Here is a 17,784-nt window from a genome sequence, read left to right on the forward strand (position 1 = left end):
ATCAATGCGCTCCCTGAACTGGATAGATAACCGTCGCTCCGGTCGGTACATTTGCAGACAGTCCGGTCAGCAGCACTTTGACGCCAAACGCACGTATATCCATATCTCCGGAACTTTGGCTTGGCTTTTGAATAGCAAAATCGGCGGCGGTATCCATCACTTTGACTTTTCCTTTCACTTCGCTGCCGTCGGACAGCAATCTGACGGTGACAGAGTCCCCTACTTTCAGACCATGCAGATCCGTTTCATTAATATAGAATTTGGCCCAGCGCTGATTGGTCGTCTCCAGCGAATAGACGGTATATCCTGCGCTTGCTATTTCACCTGCATGAAGAGAACGGGATTTTACTACTCCATCGGCAGGCGCTCGCAGCTCTGTATAACCTACATAGGTCTGGGCTTCCTTCAGTGCGGCTTTGGCCTGGGCGACCTGTGACTGAGCGGCTTCCACTGCAGATTTGGCCTGGGCATAGGCAGCCTGCGCCTGGGCGACAGTTCCTCCTGCCTGGGATACAGCACCTTGAGCCTGTTGTACAGAGGCCTCGGCTGCTTTGACATCCTGGGCCTGGATATCGACCTGACCCGCACCTGCCTGGGCTTCCTTGACAGCTGCCTGCGCCTGCTCGTACTGGGCTTTGGCTGCATCAATCTCTTCCTGACGGCTTCCATCCTGTGCCAGTTTGAGCTTTTGGACAGCTGCTTCGTACTGGGCATCAGCCTGTTGCTGTTTCATTTTGGCATCATCCAGCGAAGCATCTGTCGCCAGCCCGGCATCGAATAGTTTCTGTACCCGTTCAAGTGATTTATTCGCAGTATCCAGTGTTTTTTTGGCGGAATCGACGCTTACCCGGGCCTGGGTGATTTCTTCCGGTCTGGCACCGCTTTTGACTGCTTCCCATTTGGCTTTGGCCGCATTCGCAGCAGCCTGGGCCTGGGCGATCTTGCTGGCTGCGGATTGTGAGGTGACTTTGACAGCGACATTACCCTGCTGCTGCTTGGCCTGGGCTACGCCTACAGCTGCTTCGGCCTGGGTGACACCAGCCTGCGCCTGTGTAATGCCTGCCTGCGCCTGGGATACACCTGCTTTGGTCTGGTTCACATTGGCTCGAGCAGCCTGCAGAGCGGCCTGGGCCTGCGCCACTTTATCATTGAGCTCCTGACTCTCAAGACGGGCGATAACCTGCCCCTTTTTCACCGTATCTCCTTCATCAACAAGCGTATCCTTGATTCGGCCAGCGACCTTAAAACTGACGCTGATCGTATCTGACTCCACATAAGCAGTAGGCTGTGAAGATGCCTGACCGCTGGTGCTGCCTTTTTTACTGAACGCGACCAGTCCGTAAATACCAGCTGCGATCAACAGAAGTACCACTCCATAAATGATATATTTTCTGGCTTTCATTGCTTCTCCCTCGCTCCTCTGTAAATATGAGTCTCTCTACTCTACTTTTCATTCAATATAGCATATACTTGGAGTACACCATATTCTCAAAAAGTAGACTTAACTGAACTAAAAGTACATACAGGAGGGTATCTTATGAATATTGAACAGCTGAACTACATTATGGAAGTCGCACGTTCCGGTTCGTTCACACGGGCAGCCGAGAACGCTCATATTACGGTGACAGGGATCAGCCGCTCTATCTCTCTGTTTGAGAAAGAGATTGGCATGGAGATCTTCACACGCTCTCGTACCGGCGCTGCTCTCACGCCCGAAGGAGAGAAGATCGTTACTAAGATTGCCGGCATTCTGAACCAGATCGGCGAGTTGAAGCTGGAAGCCAGCAGCTATAGTGAAATGAATAACGCCAAACTGCGATTATCCGCTATTCCGGGTCCGATTTCACTGCTGATTGATATCCTGACTGATATGAAGCGCGAATTTCCCGGCAGTCGGATCGAGATTACCGAAGACCATACCGAACGGGTAATTGAGGATGTGCTGAGCGGACAGAGTGATCTGGGCTTTGTCCAGATGAAGGAACATATGCTGCATCGCTATCCTGGACTGCTGTTCGACAAACTGGCGGAGGATCAGGTGATCATTGTCGCCAATGCCAAGTCTCCGCTTGCCCAGATTGATTCCATTCAGAGACAGGATCTGCTGAAGGTACCGTTCGTACTGTATAACGATCCCAATATTATTGAATTTGTGAAAATGATCGGCCCGGATGTGGACATATTGTTCAAAAGTAACAATGTCGATGCCCTGCTCAAAGCGGTCAAGTCCAACCTCGCTATTACAGTCGCCACCCGATTCTCACTACAGGCTTATACGACGCCGGATAATCCCGAGATGGTCAATATTCCTTTTCAGCTGCCTGGTCAGGGCAAGTCGTATCTGTGTCTCGTGACTTCGCGCGATCATACCCTTTCCCGTGCAGCCAGACTATTTATCCAGCGGTTTAAGAATTCTTTAGCGTAAAGTTCCTTATATCAAAACGGTCATATGTACAAAGAAGACATTGATTTTATTTTTTGATATAATTCCGTCGAGCACCATACTTTTCCATTTCAGGAAAACGAAGTTGCTATACAAAATGATTGAAGGAGGGATTTCATACACGTGCTTACTGTTTCTTTGCGTCAGCGTGTTCGTATTCTGACCGAGTACATCAGATTGTTCACCAAAATGCTGATCAGTAATAAGTTCTCGCTTGGCTGGTATTTACTTTTCCCGAACATTATTTTCTTTTTCACGCATTATAACTGGCTGTCCTCGCCACCAGATCCAGAAGTTTTCTATTTACATACTAGTGTATTTACAGCTTATATCATTTTCCTGCTGTCGATCGATGCACCGCTCAATCTGATACGTCTTCGGGAAAATGGAGCACTCAAAGTATTCAAGTTCATCTCAGGTTCCAAATACAGTATTATCTTGTCGCAATTAATCACTCAATTTATCGCCATGGTGATAGCTATGCTCCTTTTTGCAGTACTTGCAGGAGGTCTGATACTTCCTCATTGGTCTGACATTCTCTTATTCATGGCTGTACTGATGCTGGCTTGTACTATTGCAGCTCCGGCACTATCGCTCTTTTTCACATGGCTTCTGCTGCTGCGAGTCAAACAGGAATCGCTGTTTACGATGGTCAGTATTTTGCTGTTGCTGTTTTTCCTGATCTCGGCTAATAACTTTGCGCTACCCGGCTGGGCCGGTATGCTGATCCTGTTGATCAATCCGCTCGAAGTGGTGCGCCAAATCATGTACATGCTATCCAATGGACTGATTCATACATCAATGCCTGTACATGACCAACTACTGATTTTTATTATTCTTTTCCTTTATATTCTGATCGGAATTCTGTCCATGCGAGCCATTCGTGTCACTTCTTCAACCGGACGCATCTAATTTAAGGAGGACACTGGTCATGCCCACTGTTGATATTCGGAATTTAACTTATCAATACAAAGGTTCTGGCAGAAAAGTGCTGGATAATCTGTCGTTAACCTTTAAACCGGGAATAATGAATGTGGTTATTGGACACAATGGTGCCGGGAAAACCACTTTATTTGATCTGCTCAGCCGTCTGCTGACTGTACCTGCTGCAGTTAGCGGTCTTCCGCCGGAGCAGGAGACTCTTTATCAGGTACAAGGAATCTTGTTCTCCTCTTCCCTTACCGGATATGATTTGTTTCGCTTTTTTCTGTACACCGATTTTCGTAACAGAATCAAAATCACCAGACAGCCGTATACCGATTCGCAAATGACTTCCGACGAGAAGGATATGATGGAACGCCTCTGGACAACACGTTATGGAGATATGTCTGTCGGAGAACGCCGTTATCTGATCATTCTTGCTATCACACTTATGCAGCGCAAACTGTATATTTTCGACGAACCTACTTCGGCTATAGATCCTGCTGCTCGTATTAGGGTTCTGAACCGGATACAGAAATTGGCCAGCGATCCTGATAAACTGGTAATTCTGTCTACCCATACATTACATGAACTCAAGAACCATCCCTGTCATTTGTATGCACTTCATCGTGGGCAAAAAATATTCGAAGGAAGCTATACAAGATTTCTTGAACATTACGGAAGTGAAGATCCAGATCTTGCTTTTGCGCATATGATCCACCACCACTGAGTAGTAGCCTGCTCTTTTGCATCATAAAATAATAACTAAATAAAAAATTTCACTGCCTGTGCAGCAAATAAAAGACTTCTTCCAAAAAAAGAAATAGTCTTTTATTTTTTTGAGAAATACTTCCGAATTTATCCAAAAACCACTTTACTACCTCACATGTAAACGGTATACTTAAAGTGTTGATTGATTTTGAAATCAAGTTTCATTCTGCGAAACAAGCATTCTGTATATACAAGATTGTTTCCTCGAGATTGATACTTTTTTCAATATGATTATCTTTTCCTGTAACCAGTAAGCCGTATTTCATTCAAGGAGGTTCATCTATGTCCGTTAAAGACTCATTTTCCGTTGGCCGTGAACTGAAAGTGAAAGACAAGACTTACCGTTATTTCAGCCTCGAAGCGCTGAAAGAAAAAGGCTACACCAGCATCGACAAGCTGCCGTTCTCTATTCGGGTACTGCTTGAAGCTGCTGTTCGTCAATTCGATGGTCACGCGATCACCGAAGAACACGTAAAACAACTCGCGGGATGGGCTGAGGGCCGTGAGGAAAAAGAAATTCCATTTATCCCTGCACGTATCGTACTGCAGGATTTCACTGGTGTACCGGTTGTCGTTGACCTTGCAGCAATGCGCGATTTCGTTAAGAAATCAGGCGGCGATCCAAAGCAGATCAACCCGCTCGTACCGGTTGACCTGGTTATTGACCACTCTGTAATGGTAGATGCATACGGTACTCCCGATGCACTTGAACATAATGTAAATGTTGAATTTGAGCGTAACGAAGAGCGCTATCGTTTCCTGCGCTGGGCACAGACTGCATTTGACAACTTCCGTGCCGTTCCACCTTCCACCGGTATCGTTCACCAGGTTAACCTGGAGTATCTGGCTTCTGTAGCTGCTACGAAGACGGTAGATGGCGAGACTCAGGTCTTCCCTGACTCCCTCGTAGGTACTGATTCCCACACTACCATGATCAACGGTCTTGGCGTTGTTGGCTGGGGTGTTGGCGGTATCGAAGCCGAAGCAGGTATGCTCGGTCAGCCATTGTACTTTGTTATGCCAGAAGTTATCGGTTTCAAACTGACAGGCAGCCTGAGCGAAGGCGCAACAGCAACTGACCTGGCGCTGACGGTTACCGAAATGCTCCGTAAAAAAGGCGTTGTCGGCAAATTCGTGGAATTCTATGGTCCGGGTCTTGCCAACATCAGTCTGGCTGACCGTGCAACAGTAGCCAACATGGCTCCTGAGTACGGCGCAACAATCGGTTTCTTCCCTGTCGATGACGAGACACTGTTCTACCTGCGCAATACCGGCCGTGCCGATGATCAGGTTGAACTGGTAGAAGCCTACTACAAAGCACAAAACATGTTCCGTACATCCGAGACACCTGATCCGGTATTTACCGATGTGATCGAGCTGGATCTGGCTTCCGTGGTACCGAGTCTTGCCGGTCCAAAACGTCCTCAGGATCGTATCGAACTGACCAATATGAAACTGAGCTACGACACAGCGATCCGCACACCGGTTGAAGCTGGCGGTTATGGCCTGTCGGATGAGAAACTGGCTGAGAAAATCACCGTTCAACATCCAAATGGCAAAACCAGCGAAATGGGTGCAGGCGCTGTCGTTATCGCAGCGATTACCAGCTGTACGAATACGTCCAACCCAAGCGTTATGCTGGGTGCCGGTCTACTCGCCAAAAAAGCAGTAGAACGTGGACTGAAAGTACCTGGTTATGTAAAAACAAGTCTGACTCCAGGTTCCCTGGTGGTAACCGAGTATCTGCAAAAAGCAGGTCTGGATAAATCACTGGAAGAACTCGGATTCTATCTGGCAGGCTACGGCTGTGCAACATGTATCGGTAACTCCGGTCCATTGCCTGATGAAGTTAGCCAGGCTATCGCAGATAACGATCTGACGGTATCTTCCGTACTGTCCGGTAACCGTAACTTTGAAGGACGTATCCATGCCCAGGTGAAAATGAACTATCTGGCATCTCCGCCACTGGTTGTTGCTTATGCACTGGCAGGCACAGTAGATATCGACCTGACCAAAGATCCAATCGGACATGACCAGGAAGGACAGCCTGTATACCTCAAGGATATCTGGCCATCTTCCCAGGAAATCCGCGATGCGATCGGTCTGTCGATCAGTCCGGAAATGTTCCGCAGCAGATACGAGCATGTATTTACTGCCAACAAACGCTGGAATGAAATTCCGGTTCCACAGGGTGAACTGTACGAGTGGGATGACAACTCCACTTATATCCAGAATCCGCCGTTCTTCCAGTACCTGGCTAACGGCATGACTGACATTGAGGATATCCGCCATGCACGCGTACTGGCACTGATGGGCGATTCCGTAACAACTGACCATATTTCTCCAGCTGGTAACATTTCTCCATCGTCCCCAGCCGGACAATATCTCAAAGAGCACAATGTAGAACGTAAAGACTTCAACTCCTACGGCTCCCGTCGTGGTAACCATGAAGTCATGATGCGTGGTACATTTGCCAACATCCGTATTCGTAACCAGGTCGCTCCGGGTACAGAAGGCGGCGTAACCAAGTTCCTGCCTACGGATGAAGTAATGTCCATCTACGATGCATCCATGCGTTACCAGGCAGAAAGCCAGAATCTGGTCGTTGTTGCCGGTAAAGAGTATGGTACAGGAAGCTCACGTGACTGGGCAGCCAAAGGTACTTTCCTGCTGGGCGTCAAAGCAGTTATCGCTGAGAGCTTCGAGCGTATCCACCGTAGTAACCTGGTAGGTATGGGCGTACTGCCACTGCAATTCCAGGAAGGCTACAGCTGGAAACAGCTTGGTCTGGATGGTACCGAAGTGTTCGATATCACTGGTCTGAGCAATGATGTGAAGCCAGGACAGGTATTGAATGTAACTGCACAACGTGAAGATGGTACCAAGTTCGAATTCCCTGCTATTGTCCGTCTGGACAGCGCAGTGGATGTAGACTACTACCATAATGGCGGTATCCTGCAGACCGTTCTGCGTCAGATGATCCAGAACACCAACAAAGGTGAGACTGTATAAATCTCAGCATTCGCTGTTGAATAAAGTAAACTCATAAACAGGTGCCTATCCATCGTTTTCCGGACAACCGGTTAGCGACAGGATAGGCACCTGTTTTTACATATAAAACCCAGCTTACTTTCGTAGGGATCGTCGTCGTGTCCACCATATCGCACAACCTGCTGCTAGTACTCCTGCTCCAATAAAAAATGCAGTCATTCGGTGTCCGCCGAGCGGTTCGGAACGGCCTGGCAATATAGCAATAGACTCACCCAAGTGATGTAGATTCATACCGTTGGAGCTGCCGAATTCCGAGGTTCCCGGGACTATTGCTACCTGACTCCCTCCTCGTTCTACGACAGGCGAATTGCTGCTGCACATATCGGTTTGCAGATTACCTTCGGATTGCCGGGCGAAAATAAGGTACCTTGCGCCTTGTTCAAAAGTTATACCACAGGATGCAGATTCATTGCTGGCAAGAATAAAGGTCTGCTCATATACCTTACCTTTCCATGCAGACTGAACGGCAAACGTATACTGTTTGGTAGAAGGTTCTTCCCCGGATAAAGCGGGACGGATCGAAGTCACTTCACCTGTGAATACAGCATCCGCCATTTTTTTGCTTTCTTGTATAGGCACGTTGGCAGCGCAGCTGCAGGCAGACACCGGTCTGGCAAACAAGGGAAACAGCAGGCTAATTAGCAACAGAATTAACAGACTTCCAGCCAGATGACGTTGGATGGGTATCTTCTCCCCTCATTGATAGGATAATCAAATTCCATATTTTAGTATAAATTAAATAGATTGTATATATTCACAGACGTCTATTTTCAGGTATTGTTGCTGCCCCATTCTACTTTTGTCTTCTGGTTGCAAAATGATAATGTCCTATCGTTGTAGGATCAAGCTCAAATAGTATTTTCTTTTTCTCATTGTCTGATGAGTCAATTGTCTGTTTCAGCAGCACAGGGCTGGTACGTGTGCGGGCTGTCGATCAAGCTGGAATCATATTTATTTCAATAGAGTGGTATACAAAAACAAAGAGCACTTCTCTTCGTCAGAGAAATGCTCTTTGGTGTACATTCATTATCTGTATCGTATATATCCGGTTATCCCAGCGTTCAATATGCCGGCATTTAGCGCAGCTTGATCCCCATCTCGCGGGCAGCAGCGATCAATACAGGTGCATACTCGTGCAGTCTGTCAATCGACAGGCGGCTCACCGGACCGGATAGTGACAGTGAAGCACGCAGCTGGCCAGCACTGTCAAAGATCGGTACCGCCACAGCCGCCGCTCCAGGCTCACGTTCTTCATAACTGGTAGAGTAGCCGTTATGACGCACCTCTTCCAGCTGCTGGCGATACATATCCGGGTCTACGCTTGGCGGCCATTCCGCGCTGCTCAACAGCAGCTCCTGTTCGGCATCACTGGAGAAGGCAACCAATACTTTACTGGATGCACCTACAGTCAGCGGCAGTCTGGCACCGACCTGAGCGACCCGGCGGATTGCCTGATTGCTCTGCACCGCCTGAATACGCAGGCGTTCGTCTCCATCGCGGATATACAGACTGATCGTCTCGCCGAGCTGTTCACGCAGCTGCTCCATATCTGGCAGCAGCATCGTCGCGGGATCGTCATTTTGCGCTAGATGAGTAGACAGCTCCCAGATCTTGATGCCCAGACGGTATTTATCGGTGGCACTGTTACGCACGACAAATCCTTTCTCTTCCAGCGTAGCCAGCAGACGGTGCACGGTACTTTTGTGCAGTCCAATCTCCGAGGCAATTTCGGTGAGTCCCAGATCACTGGATCGGGTAAAGCAGAGTAGTATGTCTAATGCACGCTCTACAGCACGCACAGTTAATTTGCGGTCTTCCATTTCTCTCGCCTCCAATGGCTGGCTGATGATACAGCCCTGTGTTAATGACATGGACTAACAGCACTTTACCATACTATTGTTTCACTCAATGAAACATGGTTACATAAATTATATCGAAGCTAACTCTAAAGGTAAAGGGAAATACGTCGATAATAACAATGTAATCTATTCGTCGATGCAGCCGTCAAAATTGACTTTCTCTACATCGCATCTTACCATAATACACGAATGTGAATATGGATCATGAAAGTTTGCTTTTTCGTCGTTATATGTATGACCGTATAACTTATTTATGAAATCAGGAGGGGCATTATGTCTTCAACTGCACAACGCAATACGACGCCCCGCTCATCCGAACCGGACGAAACGTATCTTATTCAGCCAAAGCAAGTTCGTCTGAAACATGTCATCGTAGCTCTGTTGCTATCCGTGGTATTTTTCTTTCTGTTCTGCTTTATTGCACTGCATGCCTATATCGCCTGGGTATTGTCCTATCCGACAGTAGCCAGTGTCTATTCCAACCCGATGCAGGCCAAAAATATGGCTTACGAAGACATTACGTTCCCTGCCCATGATGGCAGCCGGATGATGCAGGGCTGGTATATACCAGCAGAGAAACACTCGACCAAGACCATTATATTCAGCCACGGTTATGGAGCCAATCGCGAAGAGACATGGATTCCGATGTACGATCTGGCTCACTATGCCCACCGGCTGAATTTCAATGTTATTATGTTCGATTACGGATTCGCCTCCAAGACCAATCCCGAAGTCGCTACCGGTGGTAAAAAAGAGTCCCAGCAGCTGCTCGGGGCGATTGATCTGGCCAAGCAGCGTGGTGCTCAGGAGCTGGTCGTCTGGGGATTTTCGATGGGAGCCGGGACTGCCCTGCAGGCCGGTCTGCTGACGGATCAGGTGGATGCGATGATTCTGGACAGTACGTTCTTGCTGGAGCCGGATACACTGTATTATAATATCCGCCAGCAGATGGCTCTTCCGCAGCATCCATCGATCGAGATTCTGGAGACACTGCTGCCGGTCGTGAATGGTACCAGCCTGAACCAGATTCCTTACCAGACCGTCAAGAAAAAGGACTATCCATTCCCGATCTTCTTTATTCATGGGACGCAGGATAGCAAGGCACCCTATCAGATTGCCGAACAGCTCGCTTCCAACCAGACCAACCCGGATTCGGAAGTTTGGATTATCCCGGGCGCGCATCATGAGTTGGAATTCCGCGAGCATCCGCGTGAATATCTGCGCTATGTATCCAATTTTCTCAGCAATCTGGACCTGGCCACAGGAGATGAAATGGATACCGATCCAATGCTGAACGGAACGACCGAAGATAGCGGACTGAACTCTGGTGCTACTAAACCTTCACCGCCGATCCCTGCATCGGAAGCAGGCAAATCATCCAATAAGGCAAAAGACAGCACCGATGCTGCAGATTCGGATACGACTCGTTCCCGATCTAACGGAACGACAGAATCCACAAAATCTACAGAGTCCAAGGAGAAAGACAGTACTTCTCAGAACACTGATCCATCAACCGAATCTACACCATAATTGCACGAAGGCAGGCATCGATTTCATAGGATGGCCTGCCTTCGTTTTGTCTTCCTATTTCTGATAGCCAAATAATAAGGCATGATCTCTCCGGATATCCGGTAGCGATCATGCCTTATTATTGCTGTCTGCTAATCTATTCAACGTCTATTCATTCCATTCGTTATGATCCATATAGGAGTTAGTCGGATGATGTACTGGGTTTATTCGTTCAGGAAGTGTGTCTGAGCCTGGCACCTGAACGGACGCTTACACTCTCACAGTGCTCGCAGTGTCCGTTTAAGACGAATTTTACGTGTTCCAGTACATTTTCTATTTGATGTCCGCATTTGCTGCATACGACATTTTTTTTGCTGTTATATGTGTTTTTCATGTCCTCACCTTTTGTTTGTCAGAAGTTGTATACGGACTGAACATTTGCATGGAAGCGTGTGTTCTTGTTTGTCCCTTCTAGTATTAACCTTTGTAGAGGAGAGTTAATCATTATATTCAGGATATTTCTGGAATTATTTTGTAGCTCGGCGAATAATCCATTCGAGCCAGCTCCAGGGCAGCAACTTGCGTGCAATCACCAGCAGACCGCTTCCCTGCCCTACCGGATAACGAAGACGCGGATGCTTATGATTAACGATACGTCCAATCAGATCGGCAACCTGCCGGGGATGAGGTGCATGTTCGGCAGAGTGCCGTGAATAGCGGAGTACCGCATCCAGCTGCGGCTGATAAGGAGAATCCGGCTTCGTATGGATACTGCTTAACCCTTTGTCCCAGATATCGGTTCGATACGAACCGGGCTCGACCAGCACGATTTTGACCCCAAACGGCGCCATCTCATGCCGCAGACTCTCGCTGAATCCCTCGATTGCGAACTTGGAGGTAGCATACGGTGCATATCCGGGAAAAGCAGCCAGACCACTCACGCTGCTCATATTAATAATCAGGCCGCTGCGCTGATCGCGCATGATCGGTAGTACAGCTCGTGTAACAGCAATCAGTCCGAATACATTGGTCTCCAGCTGATCACGCCAGGCTTGCATCGGCACATGCTCAACAAAGCCACCGGCAGCATAGCCAGCATTGTTGATCAATACATCGATATGCCCATGCTGCCGGTATATCGATTGTACAGCAGTCGCTAGACTCTGCTCGTCAGTCACATCCAGCTGAACATACTGGATACGGTCAGTGACTCCCTGCTGGGCGGCCTGCTCTTCCAGTGCTGTTCGCCGTGACAGATCCCGCATCGTTGCGATCACGACAAACCCCTGCCGGGCCAAATTAAGCGCAATCAGCAACCCAAAGCCGCTGGAACTGCCGGTAATTAGTGCGATTCGAGAAGGAGAAGGAGCCGAATAGGTAGTAGATGAAGTCATAGGGAAGTGCTCCTTTGTAAGGGAATAGAGATATGATAAAGATGAAAGTAAAAAGGTATTCAGGTACTAGTCTATATTTCGATCGGTAAATAAAGAATGTAAAAATACACTGCCTTCCTTGTCATTACAGATATGAATGACCGTTTATAGGCTCCAGCGTCTCTCTACCCGGCGCAGCTTCACCGGGCCCGGCGTAAAGTCATAAGCCGTAAAGCAGATGCGGGGAGGAATACCATTTAATCCTTTACATATCGTCTCTATCCGGCTGTGTATCTCCTGCTCGACCAATGCGCTTGCTTCGCCTGTATCATCTAGCCGATAAGCAATCTCCAACAAATCTTCTGTCTGCTGAATTACCCGATAGTGGCTGATGCGAGGAGAAGCCGTAATAATCGCCCGGGTTACCAGATCGGGAAACAGTGGAATTCTTTTACTTTGTTGCTGATGCCGAATGTACAGAATATCATCGTACCGTCCCTCAATCCGCTCAATTGCGGTCAGCGGCGACCCACATACACAGGGACCGGCAGCTTCTGTCAAAATATCATTCAGCCGGTAGCGGATAATCGGTTGTGTCGTCCGCGAGAAGTCGGTAATGATCGGCATGAAGCGCCGGCTGTCTGGATCAATGTATTCCTTTTCGATACAGACAATATCTTCATTCAGATGAATCGTACCGTGTGCACAGGTTGCTCCCAGGAATCCCTCTGTACATTGATACACCTGATGCACTTTCTGGGCAAAAGCCTGTTCGATGTACTGTTGATCCAAGGGGTCCAGCACTTCGGCTACAGCGATCATTCGCTGCGGCTGTACCTTCAATCGACCGGCAGCATACTCTTCTGCCAGCAATCGCAGCATCGAAGCCGGAGCGACCCAGATCGTGGGACGATACTCGTTCATCTGCTGCAGATGCTCATCCAGCGGACGGATCAGGTCAAAGTAGCGGAACTGCAGTCGGCCTTTGCGAACCGATTCATACAGATTGCTATTGGCACGCAGGAAGAAGGCGATTCGCGCTTCCCGCTTCAACCCGCCCGGCAGCAGCTTCGCAAGTACTGTTCCTGTCCAGGCTGATTGCTCCTGCGGACTGACCAGGAACAGCCCCCGATTCCCTGATGTTCCAGAGGATAACCCTACAGTCACACCATGCAGCAGCGGCTCAAAATCCCGTGTCTGTTCCGCCCGAAGCGCAAGCTCCATCGCTTCATCGCTTCGAATCCCCACGGTATTCAGTTCATCAAAATGCTCCATCATAATCGGCTTGTCGATAATGGGAAATTGGCGCCATGCTTCATCCGGCAGCCCTTTCCAGAGATCTCGGTAAAAAGGGGAACTCTCCCGCACCCGTCGGATCTGCCGAATAATCCGGCGTTCCTGCCAGCGTTCCAGCGCTTCACGATCGGGCCAGCGATGCAAGTGGCGGGTCAGCATATAATGATACAAAATGCGCAGTGTGTCACTGTTCATGTCAGCCATTTCCCTCCCCACTCAGCCAGTACTTCCCTGCAGTGGCTTGGTACAATACGAAGCTCAGGGTTCATATCCGACCACTCACGCAGACGATCCATGCTGCGGACATATTCCCTGCGATCCGACATGATGAGCCCAGCCAGCGGATGCGGCCGACGATTCTCACGCAGTGCGCGACTGGACCAGACGGTATCCGCACAGAGCAGATAATCATGCGAAGCAGTTGATAACAACAAGCCAATCATTCCTTCGGCATGACCGGATAGCTCCACAGCCCATAAGCTGCCATCTCCAAACAGATCATGCATAGGCCCATATGATTGACCGAATACGGCTGGGTCCCTTGATACGGATGTCTCTTTTGATACAGATGGTCTACCTGATGTCGACTGCGCCTGCACAGATGTCTCGGGATACACCAGATCCTTTCTGTAAAATGGCAAAGAACGCTGCAGCCAATCTTCCGGCAGTAGTCCGCTCAGAAAGCCTGCTTTGACTGCGCGCAGCGTACCCAGTCTGCGTACAGCTTCATAGGATTCCCACAAATAGATAAAACGGGCATTGGGAAAGTCCCGAACCGCTGCAATATGATCGCCATGAAAATGGGATAGAATCACATACTGCACATCGGTCGCATCCATTCCCATACTGCCCAGCTGATAAACCGCGCTATCCTGTTCCTCGTACACAACAGGCGTAATATAACGATACGCCGCCTGCGGTAGGGAGGCCGTTTCTGTAAAAAAACGACTGCTATAGCCTGTATCAAACAGAATAAGCCCATGCTGTGGATGACGGATACAGGCAAACCCTGCCGGAAAAGCGACTGGTCGCAGCGTTCCGCCACGGATCGTCAATACCTCGGGATGGGTACAGTACCCTGCCGCCCCCAGCCATAAGGATACTGGCGTAGATGTCAGCATATATTTTCTCTCCTTTCACCCATGAATTAATCACAGGCAGTTCATCGTGGGTTAATTCTCCATACGATATTCCGGATGATGTTCCTGTCGCCACCAGTCGGCAAAAAGACTCAGCCCTTCATCCACCGTTACAGCCGGTACATAGCCCAGCTCCTCCCGGGCCTTCTGAATATCGAGCGTATGCGGTATAGCGATAGAGCCTACGGTATAACGGGTAAGCAGCGGCTCGCCGGACAATGGCAGCAGCCTATAGGCGGCTTCCAGTAGACCTGCAACCGTGTAGGCTGCCTTAAGCGGAATCGTACGTGTACGCAGTGGCAATCCCAGCTGTTCGAACAGGCGAGTCAATAAGCTGTCAAATGGCATGGCTTGCCCGTTGGAAATATTATAGGCTTGTCCGAGCACATGAGCAGGGGCAGAAGCTCCCAACAGCATGGCATCGAGCACATTATCTACATAGGTTAAGTCGATCTCGGCCTGTCCTCCATTGAGCAGCGGCACACCGGACTTGCGGTTTGCCTCCATCAGCCTTGGGAACAGCGTCTGATCCATAGGACCAAAGATCGCTCGTGGACGCAGCATCACAACCGGCAGCCCTTGCTGCTCCCAGGCCTTCAGCAGCAGCTGTTCCGCCAGTAGCTTGGTAGCCGCATAATGATTGGCAGGCTTGCGCGGCAATGGATCGCTTTCCCGAATCCCATAGCGCGTCCGGTAATCAAAATAAATGCTGGGCGTCGAAATATGAACCAGCCGCTGTACACCATGCTGCATGCATCCATCTGCCACATGTCGGGTAGCCTCTACATTGCTGGCAAAAAAATCACGATATGAACCCCATGGCGAAGACAGGGCTGCACAGTGAAATACATACTCCTGTTCCCTGCAAGCTTCCACGACCTGCTCCCGATTACGCAGATCGATCGGCAGGAACTGCGCACCTGCTGCACTCAGCTGGCGCCCAGCCTGTTCATTACGTCCGGTCGCTGTGACCTGCCAACCTTCGGACAACAGGCGCCTCGTCATATGTCCACCGAGAAAACCGGTCGCTCCGGTTACCAATGCTTTCTTCATAGTCTGCCTCTTTTCGCGTTGATCAGGATTGGATCGTCTGTCCGTTCCATTCAATGTCGTGGGTTAACGCTTCGGTGATCGTGATGTGCTGCTGTCTGCTCAAGCGCCAGGCCGCCCGCACCAACCGTAGCTGCTCGATATAAGGTCCACGATCCTGGGCATGGTAGACTGCATCTCTTGTTCCTCGCATGGCTGTGAACCACCTTTTCCAATCCTGCCAAGACCAGCCCTGACGCCAGCCACTGATTAGCATCGGCAGTGTCAGCATAGCGCGGCTGCACGACTGCGGCTGAATAATCCGCTGCGTGGCAATCAGCTGATCGGGATCAAGCAGTGCCATTTCCAATCCATCTTCCGGCCGGAATAAATGTACGCCGCTTGTCGTTCGTGGATTGCACTCGATCGGATAGAGCTGCTGATCGACGTCCGAAGCAATCAGATCAAAACTGATTTGTCCGCTAAATGGAGTTCCCTGTGCATCCGCCTGTGTCTCGACAAAATGCTGTACCCAGGACAGTGTCGCCGCTCCATCCAGTGCTTCAAAATGCACACTCGCTCCTGCCTGACTGCTGCGGTACTGACTGCGGTATGCTGCATGAGCTACAATAACGCCCTGATGCACAATACTGTAGGTGCATATACTTTCCCCTGTCAGATAGCGCTGGGCGATCCACGGCTCTGCTGGAGATAACGAAGCAGGTACAGCCGCAGACAATGAGGAATTGCTGCCTTTTCGCTGGCCGCCACCCCGATATAAGCGCTGAAAAAAAGAGGGCAGCAGCACCCGGGAAGCAAAGCGCGAATAAGCCGGCTTTAATACTACCGGCCCGTCATATACCCCGTTGCCACGGAGACTGCTGTCATCTGCGGAATTATCCGAAAAAGACTCTACCGATTGAACCCACTCCACTATGCTCTGCTGGGCTTGCTCCCATGCTGCTGTATCGGTAATTAACCTGGTCTCCGGGGCGGGCAGACCGGCCTGATATACCTGCTCGATAAAGTCCCCTTTGTGATGCAGGCGGCGCAGGGTTTCCAGCGGAGGAGAAAGTACACGGCAGATCCGGCTGAGCTTCTCGTACCCATGAGCAATGTAGAAAATTTCTTCGCAGGTAGGCAGCAGCAGCTGAATATCCAGTTCTTCTAGCAATCGAGCCAATTCTTCCAGATAATCCTCCGGCTGCTGGCGGGGTGGAGGCAGACGGAAGCTGGCTGCGATCGCATTCGACGTTCGGCACAGATGATATTCCACACTCTCTGCCACGTATACCGTATGTCCGCCCGTATGCAGCTGCCGCGCCAGTTCGAGGGCGACCGGAGCACGTCCACCGGTGAGCAGAATCCGCTGGGGTGCGGCAGATTTAATAATCAAGCACCATTCCTCCCAGCGACAGCCCGGCTGCTGTACCGAGCAGCATGATCCGGTCACCACGGCGAATCCGCCCCTGGACAATCGCTTCATGCAGTCCCATCGGAATAGAGGCTGCGATCGTATTGCCATGATTGGGCGTAATATTCATAAATTGTTCCTCTGAGATGCCCAGCTTGCGGCGCATCAACCGCATTGCCATAGCACTGCCCTGATGCGGAATAACCATTTTGAAATCCATCATTGAGGTCTGTGACTGCGTCAACAGATCATCGATAAATTGTGGCAGCAATCGGGAAGCCATGCGGAAGATTGCAGGACCGTCCATCTGGAATAAATAAGACTGTGCAGCAGCCTGCTCATGTCCATGCGGGAAACGGGTACCGCCTGCAGCTACTTCCGAATAACGCGCCCCTTTGCTGTACGTATGAAGTGAAGTATGTATAATAGCTGACGATTCATTTACGGGTGCAGGGCCGATTACCACGGCAGCGGCTCCATCGCCGAACAGCACGGCACTTTCCTTTTGACTCCAGTCCATTCCTGCCGAAGCTACTTCTGTCGCGACCAGCAGCACATGCCGGTAGCGTCCGGCGGCTACGAGATAAGATAGTGTATCCAGTCCAAAGACAAAGCTCAGACAGGTCCCATCGATATCAAAAGCAGGTATACCCGAATCTTCCTGTCCCATCGCCTGTTGGATAAAGGAAGCCGTGCTTGGCAGCGGCTGTTCCTTGGTACCGCTCGTGCAGACCAGACAATCTACATCGTCAAAAGTCAGTCCAGCGGCTTCGAGCGCAGCATAAGCCGCCGCCGCTCCCATCGTAGAGGCAGTCTCGCCTTCACTCACATAATGACGGGTACCAACGCCGCCTGCCTTGGCAGCCCAGCCCGGCTTCACACCAAGACGCTGATCAATCTGCTCATCCGTGACTATCTGACGCGGCAAGTATTTGCCTGTTCCTAGAATTTTTACTTTGCGAAGCTGCATCCTAATCCC

At 49.9% G+C, this 17,784-nt stretch carries 13 protein-coding genes and 1 pseudogene; 5 read left to right on the forward strand and 9 right to left on the reverse strand.

Annotated features, from left to right (window positions below):
• Position 1 precedes the first annotated feature (1 nt).
• Positions 2 to 1,402 (reverse strand): HlyD family secretion protein, encoded by a 1,401-nt coding sequence (locus tag WH46_RS03745; protein WP_017812661.1) that lies wholly within the window; start codon positions 1,400 to 1,402, stop codon positions 2 to 4.
• Between the two features lie 135 nt (positions 1,403 to 1,537).
• Here WH46_RS03745 and WH46_RS03750 point away from each other — a divergent pair, with 135 nt between their 5' ends.
• The 4 genes from WH46_RS03750 (at position 1,538) to acnA (ending at position 7,147) form a co-directional block, all read left to right on the forward strand.
• Entirely contained in the window at positions 1,538 to 2,425 is an 888-nt protein-coding gene (locus WH46_RS03750) for a LysR family transcriptional regulator (RefSeq protein WP_017812660.1), read from the forward strand.
• A 141-nt stretch (positions 2,426 to 2,566) separates the two neighbouring features.
• Positions 2,567 to 3,355 (forward strand): hypothetical protein, encoded by a 789-nt coding sequence (locus tag WH46_RS03755; protein ID WP_046225785.1) that lies wholly within the window; start codon positions 2,567 to 2,569, stop codon positions 3,353 to 3,355.
• A 19-nt stretch (positions 3,356 to 3,374) separates the two neighbouring features.
• Positions 3,375 to 4,094: an ATP-binding cassette domain-containing protein gene (locus tag WH46_RS03760; protein WP_046225786.1), complete on the forward strand. Its 720-nt coding sequence runs from the start codon at positions 3,375 to 3,377 to the stop codon at positions 4,092 to 4,094.
• A gap of 323 nt (positions 4,095 to 4,417) precedes the next feature.
• Positions 4,418 to 7,147, forward strand: coding sequence for an aconitate hydratase AcnA (gene acnA, locus WH46_RS03765; protein ID WP_046225787.1), 2,730 nt, complete (start codon positions 4,418 to 4,420; stop codon positions 7,145 to 7,147).
• A 114-nt stretch (positions 7,148 to 7,261) separates the two neighbouring features.
• Here the strand turns inward: acnA and WH46_RS03770 are convergent, their stop codons facing one another.
• Both WH46_RS03770 and WH46_RS03775 read right to left on the reverse strand, forming a co-directional pair.
• Positions 7,262 to 7,741, reverse strand: a complete 480-nt coding sequence (locus tag WH46_RS03770; RefSeq protein WP_046225788.1) for a hypothetical protein — start codon at positions 7,739 to 7,741, stop codon at positions 7,262 to 7,264.
• A gap of 521 nt (positions 7,742 to 8,262) precedes the next feature.
• Positions 8,263 to 9,006, reverse strand: coding sequence for an IclR family transcriptional regulator (locus WH46_RS03775; protein ID WP_017812655.1), 744 nt, complete (start codon positions 9,004 to 9,006; stop codon positions 8,263 to 8,265).
• Positions 9,007 to 9,318: 312 nt separating this feature from the next.
• On the opposite strand from WH46_RS03775, the pseudogene WH46_RS03780 reads away from it, so the two are divergent.
• Positions 9,319 to 10,296, forward strand: a pseudogene (locus tag WH46_RS03780) (alpha/beta hydrolase); the annotation flags it as partial.
• A 785-nt stretch (positions 10,297 to 11,081) separates the two neighbouring features.
• On the opposite strand, the gene WH46_RS03785 reads toward WH46_RS03780, so the two are convergent.
• The 6 genes from WH46_RS03785 to WH46_RS03810 all read right to left on the reverse strand — a co-directional run bounded on the left by WH46_RS03785 (position 11,082) and on the right by WH46_RS03810 (position 17,775).
• On the reverse strand, positions 11,082 to 11,948 hold the full coding sequence (locus WH46_RS03785; RefSeq protein WP_046225790.1) for an SDR family oxidoreductase: 867 nt from the start codon (positions 11,946 to 11,948) through the stop codon (positions 11,082 to 11,084).
• Positions 11,949 to 12,092: 144 nt separating this feature from the next.
• Positions 12,093 to 13,418 carry a F390 synthetase-related protein gene (locus WH46_RS03790; RefSeq protein WP_046225791.1) on the reverse strand — a complete coding sequence of 442 codons (1,326 nt, stop codon included), beginning with the start codon at positions 13,416 to 13,418 and terminating at the stop codon, positions 12,093 to 12,095.
• On the reverse strand, positions 13,415 to 14,344 hold the full coding sequence (locus WH46_RS03795; protein WP_046225792.1) for an MBL fold metallo-hydrolase: 930 nt from the start codon (positions 14,342 to 14,344) through the stop codon (positions 13,415 to 13,417). The genes WH46_RS03790 and WH46_RS03795 overlap by 4 nt, the downstream gene beginning before the upstream one ends.
• A 51-nt stretch (positions 14,345 to 14,395) precedes the next feature.
• Positions 14,396 to 15,415, reverse strand: a complete 1,020-nt coding sequence (locus WH46_RS03800) for an NAD-dependent epimerase/dehydratase family protein (RefSeq protein WP_046225793.1) — start codon at positions 15,413 to 15,415, stop codon at positions 14,396 to 14,398.
• Between the two features lie 22 nt (positions 15,416 to 15,437).
• On the reverse strand, positions 15,438 to 16,787 hold the full coding sequence (locus WH46_RS03805; RefSeq protein ID WP_046225794.1) for an ATP-grasp domain-containing protein: 1,350 nt from the start codon (positions 16,785 to 16,787) through the stop codon (positions 15,438 to 15,440).
• Positions 16,777 to 17,775: a beta-ketoacyl-ACP synthase III gene (locus WH46_RS03810; protein WP_046225795.1), complete on the reverse strand. Its 999-nt coding sequence runs from the start codon at positions 17,773 to 17,775 to the stop codon at positions 16,777 to 16,779. The genes WH46_RS03805 and WH46_RS03810 overlap by 11 nt, the downstream gene beginning before the upstream one ends.
• Positions 17,776 to 17,784 lie beyond the last annotated feature (9 nt).

This window comes from Paenibacillus dauci, assembly GCF_000971985.1.
GTDB lineage: Bacteria > Bacillota > Bacilli > Paenibacillales > Paenibacillaceae > Saccharibacillus > Saccharibacillus dauci.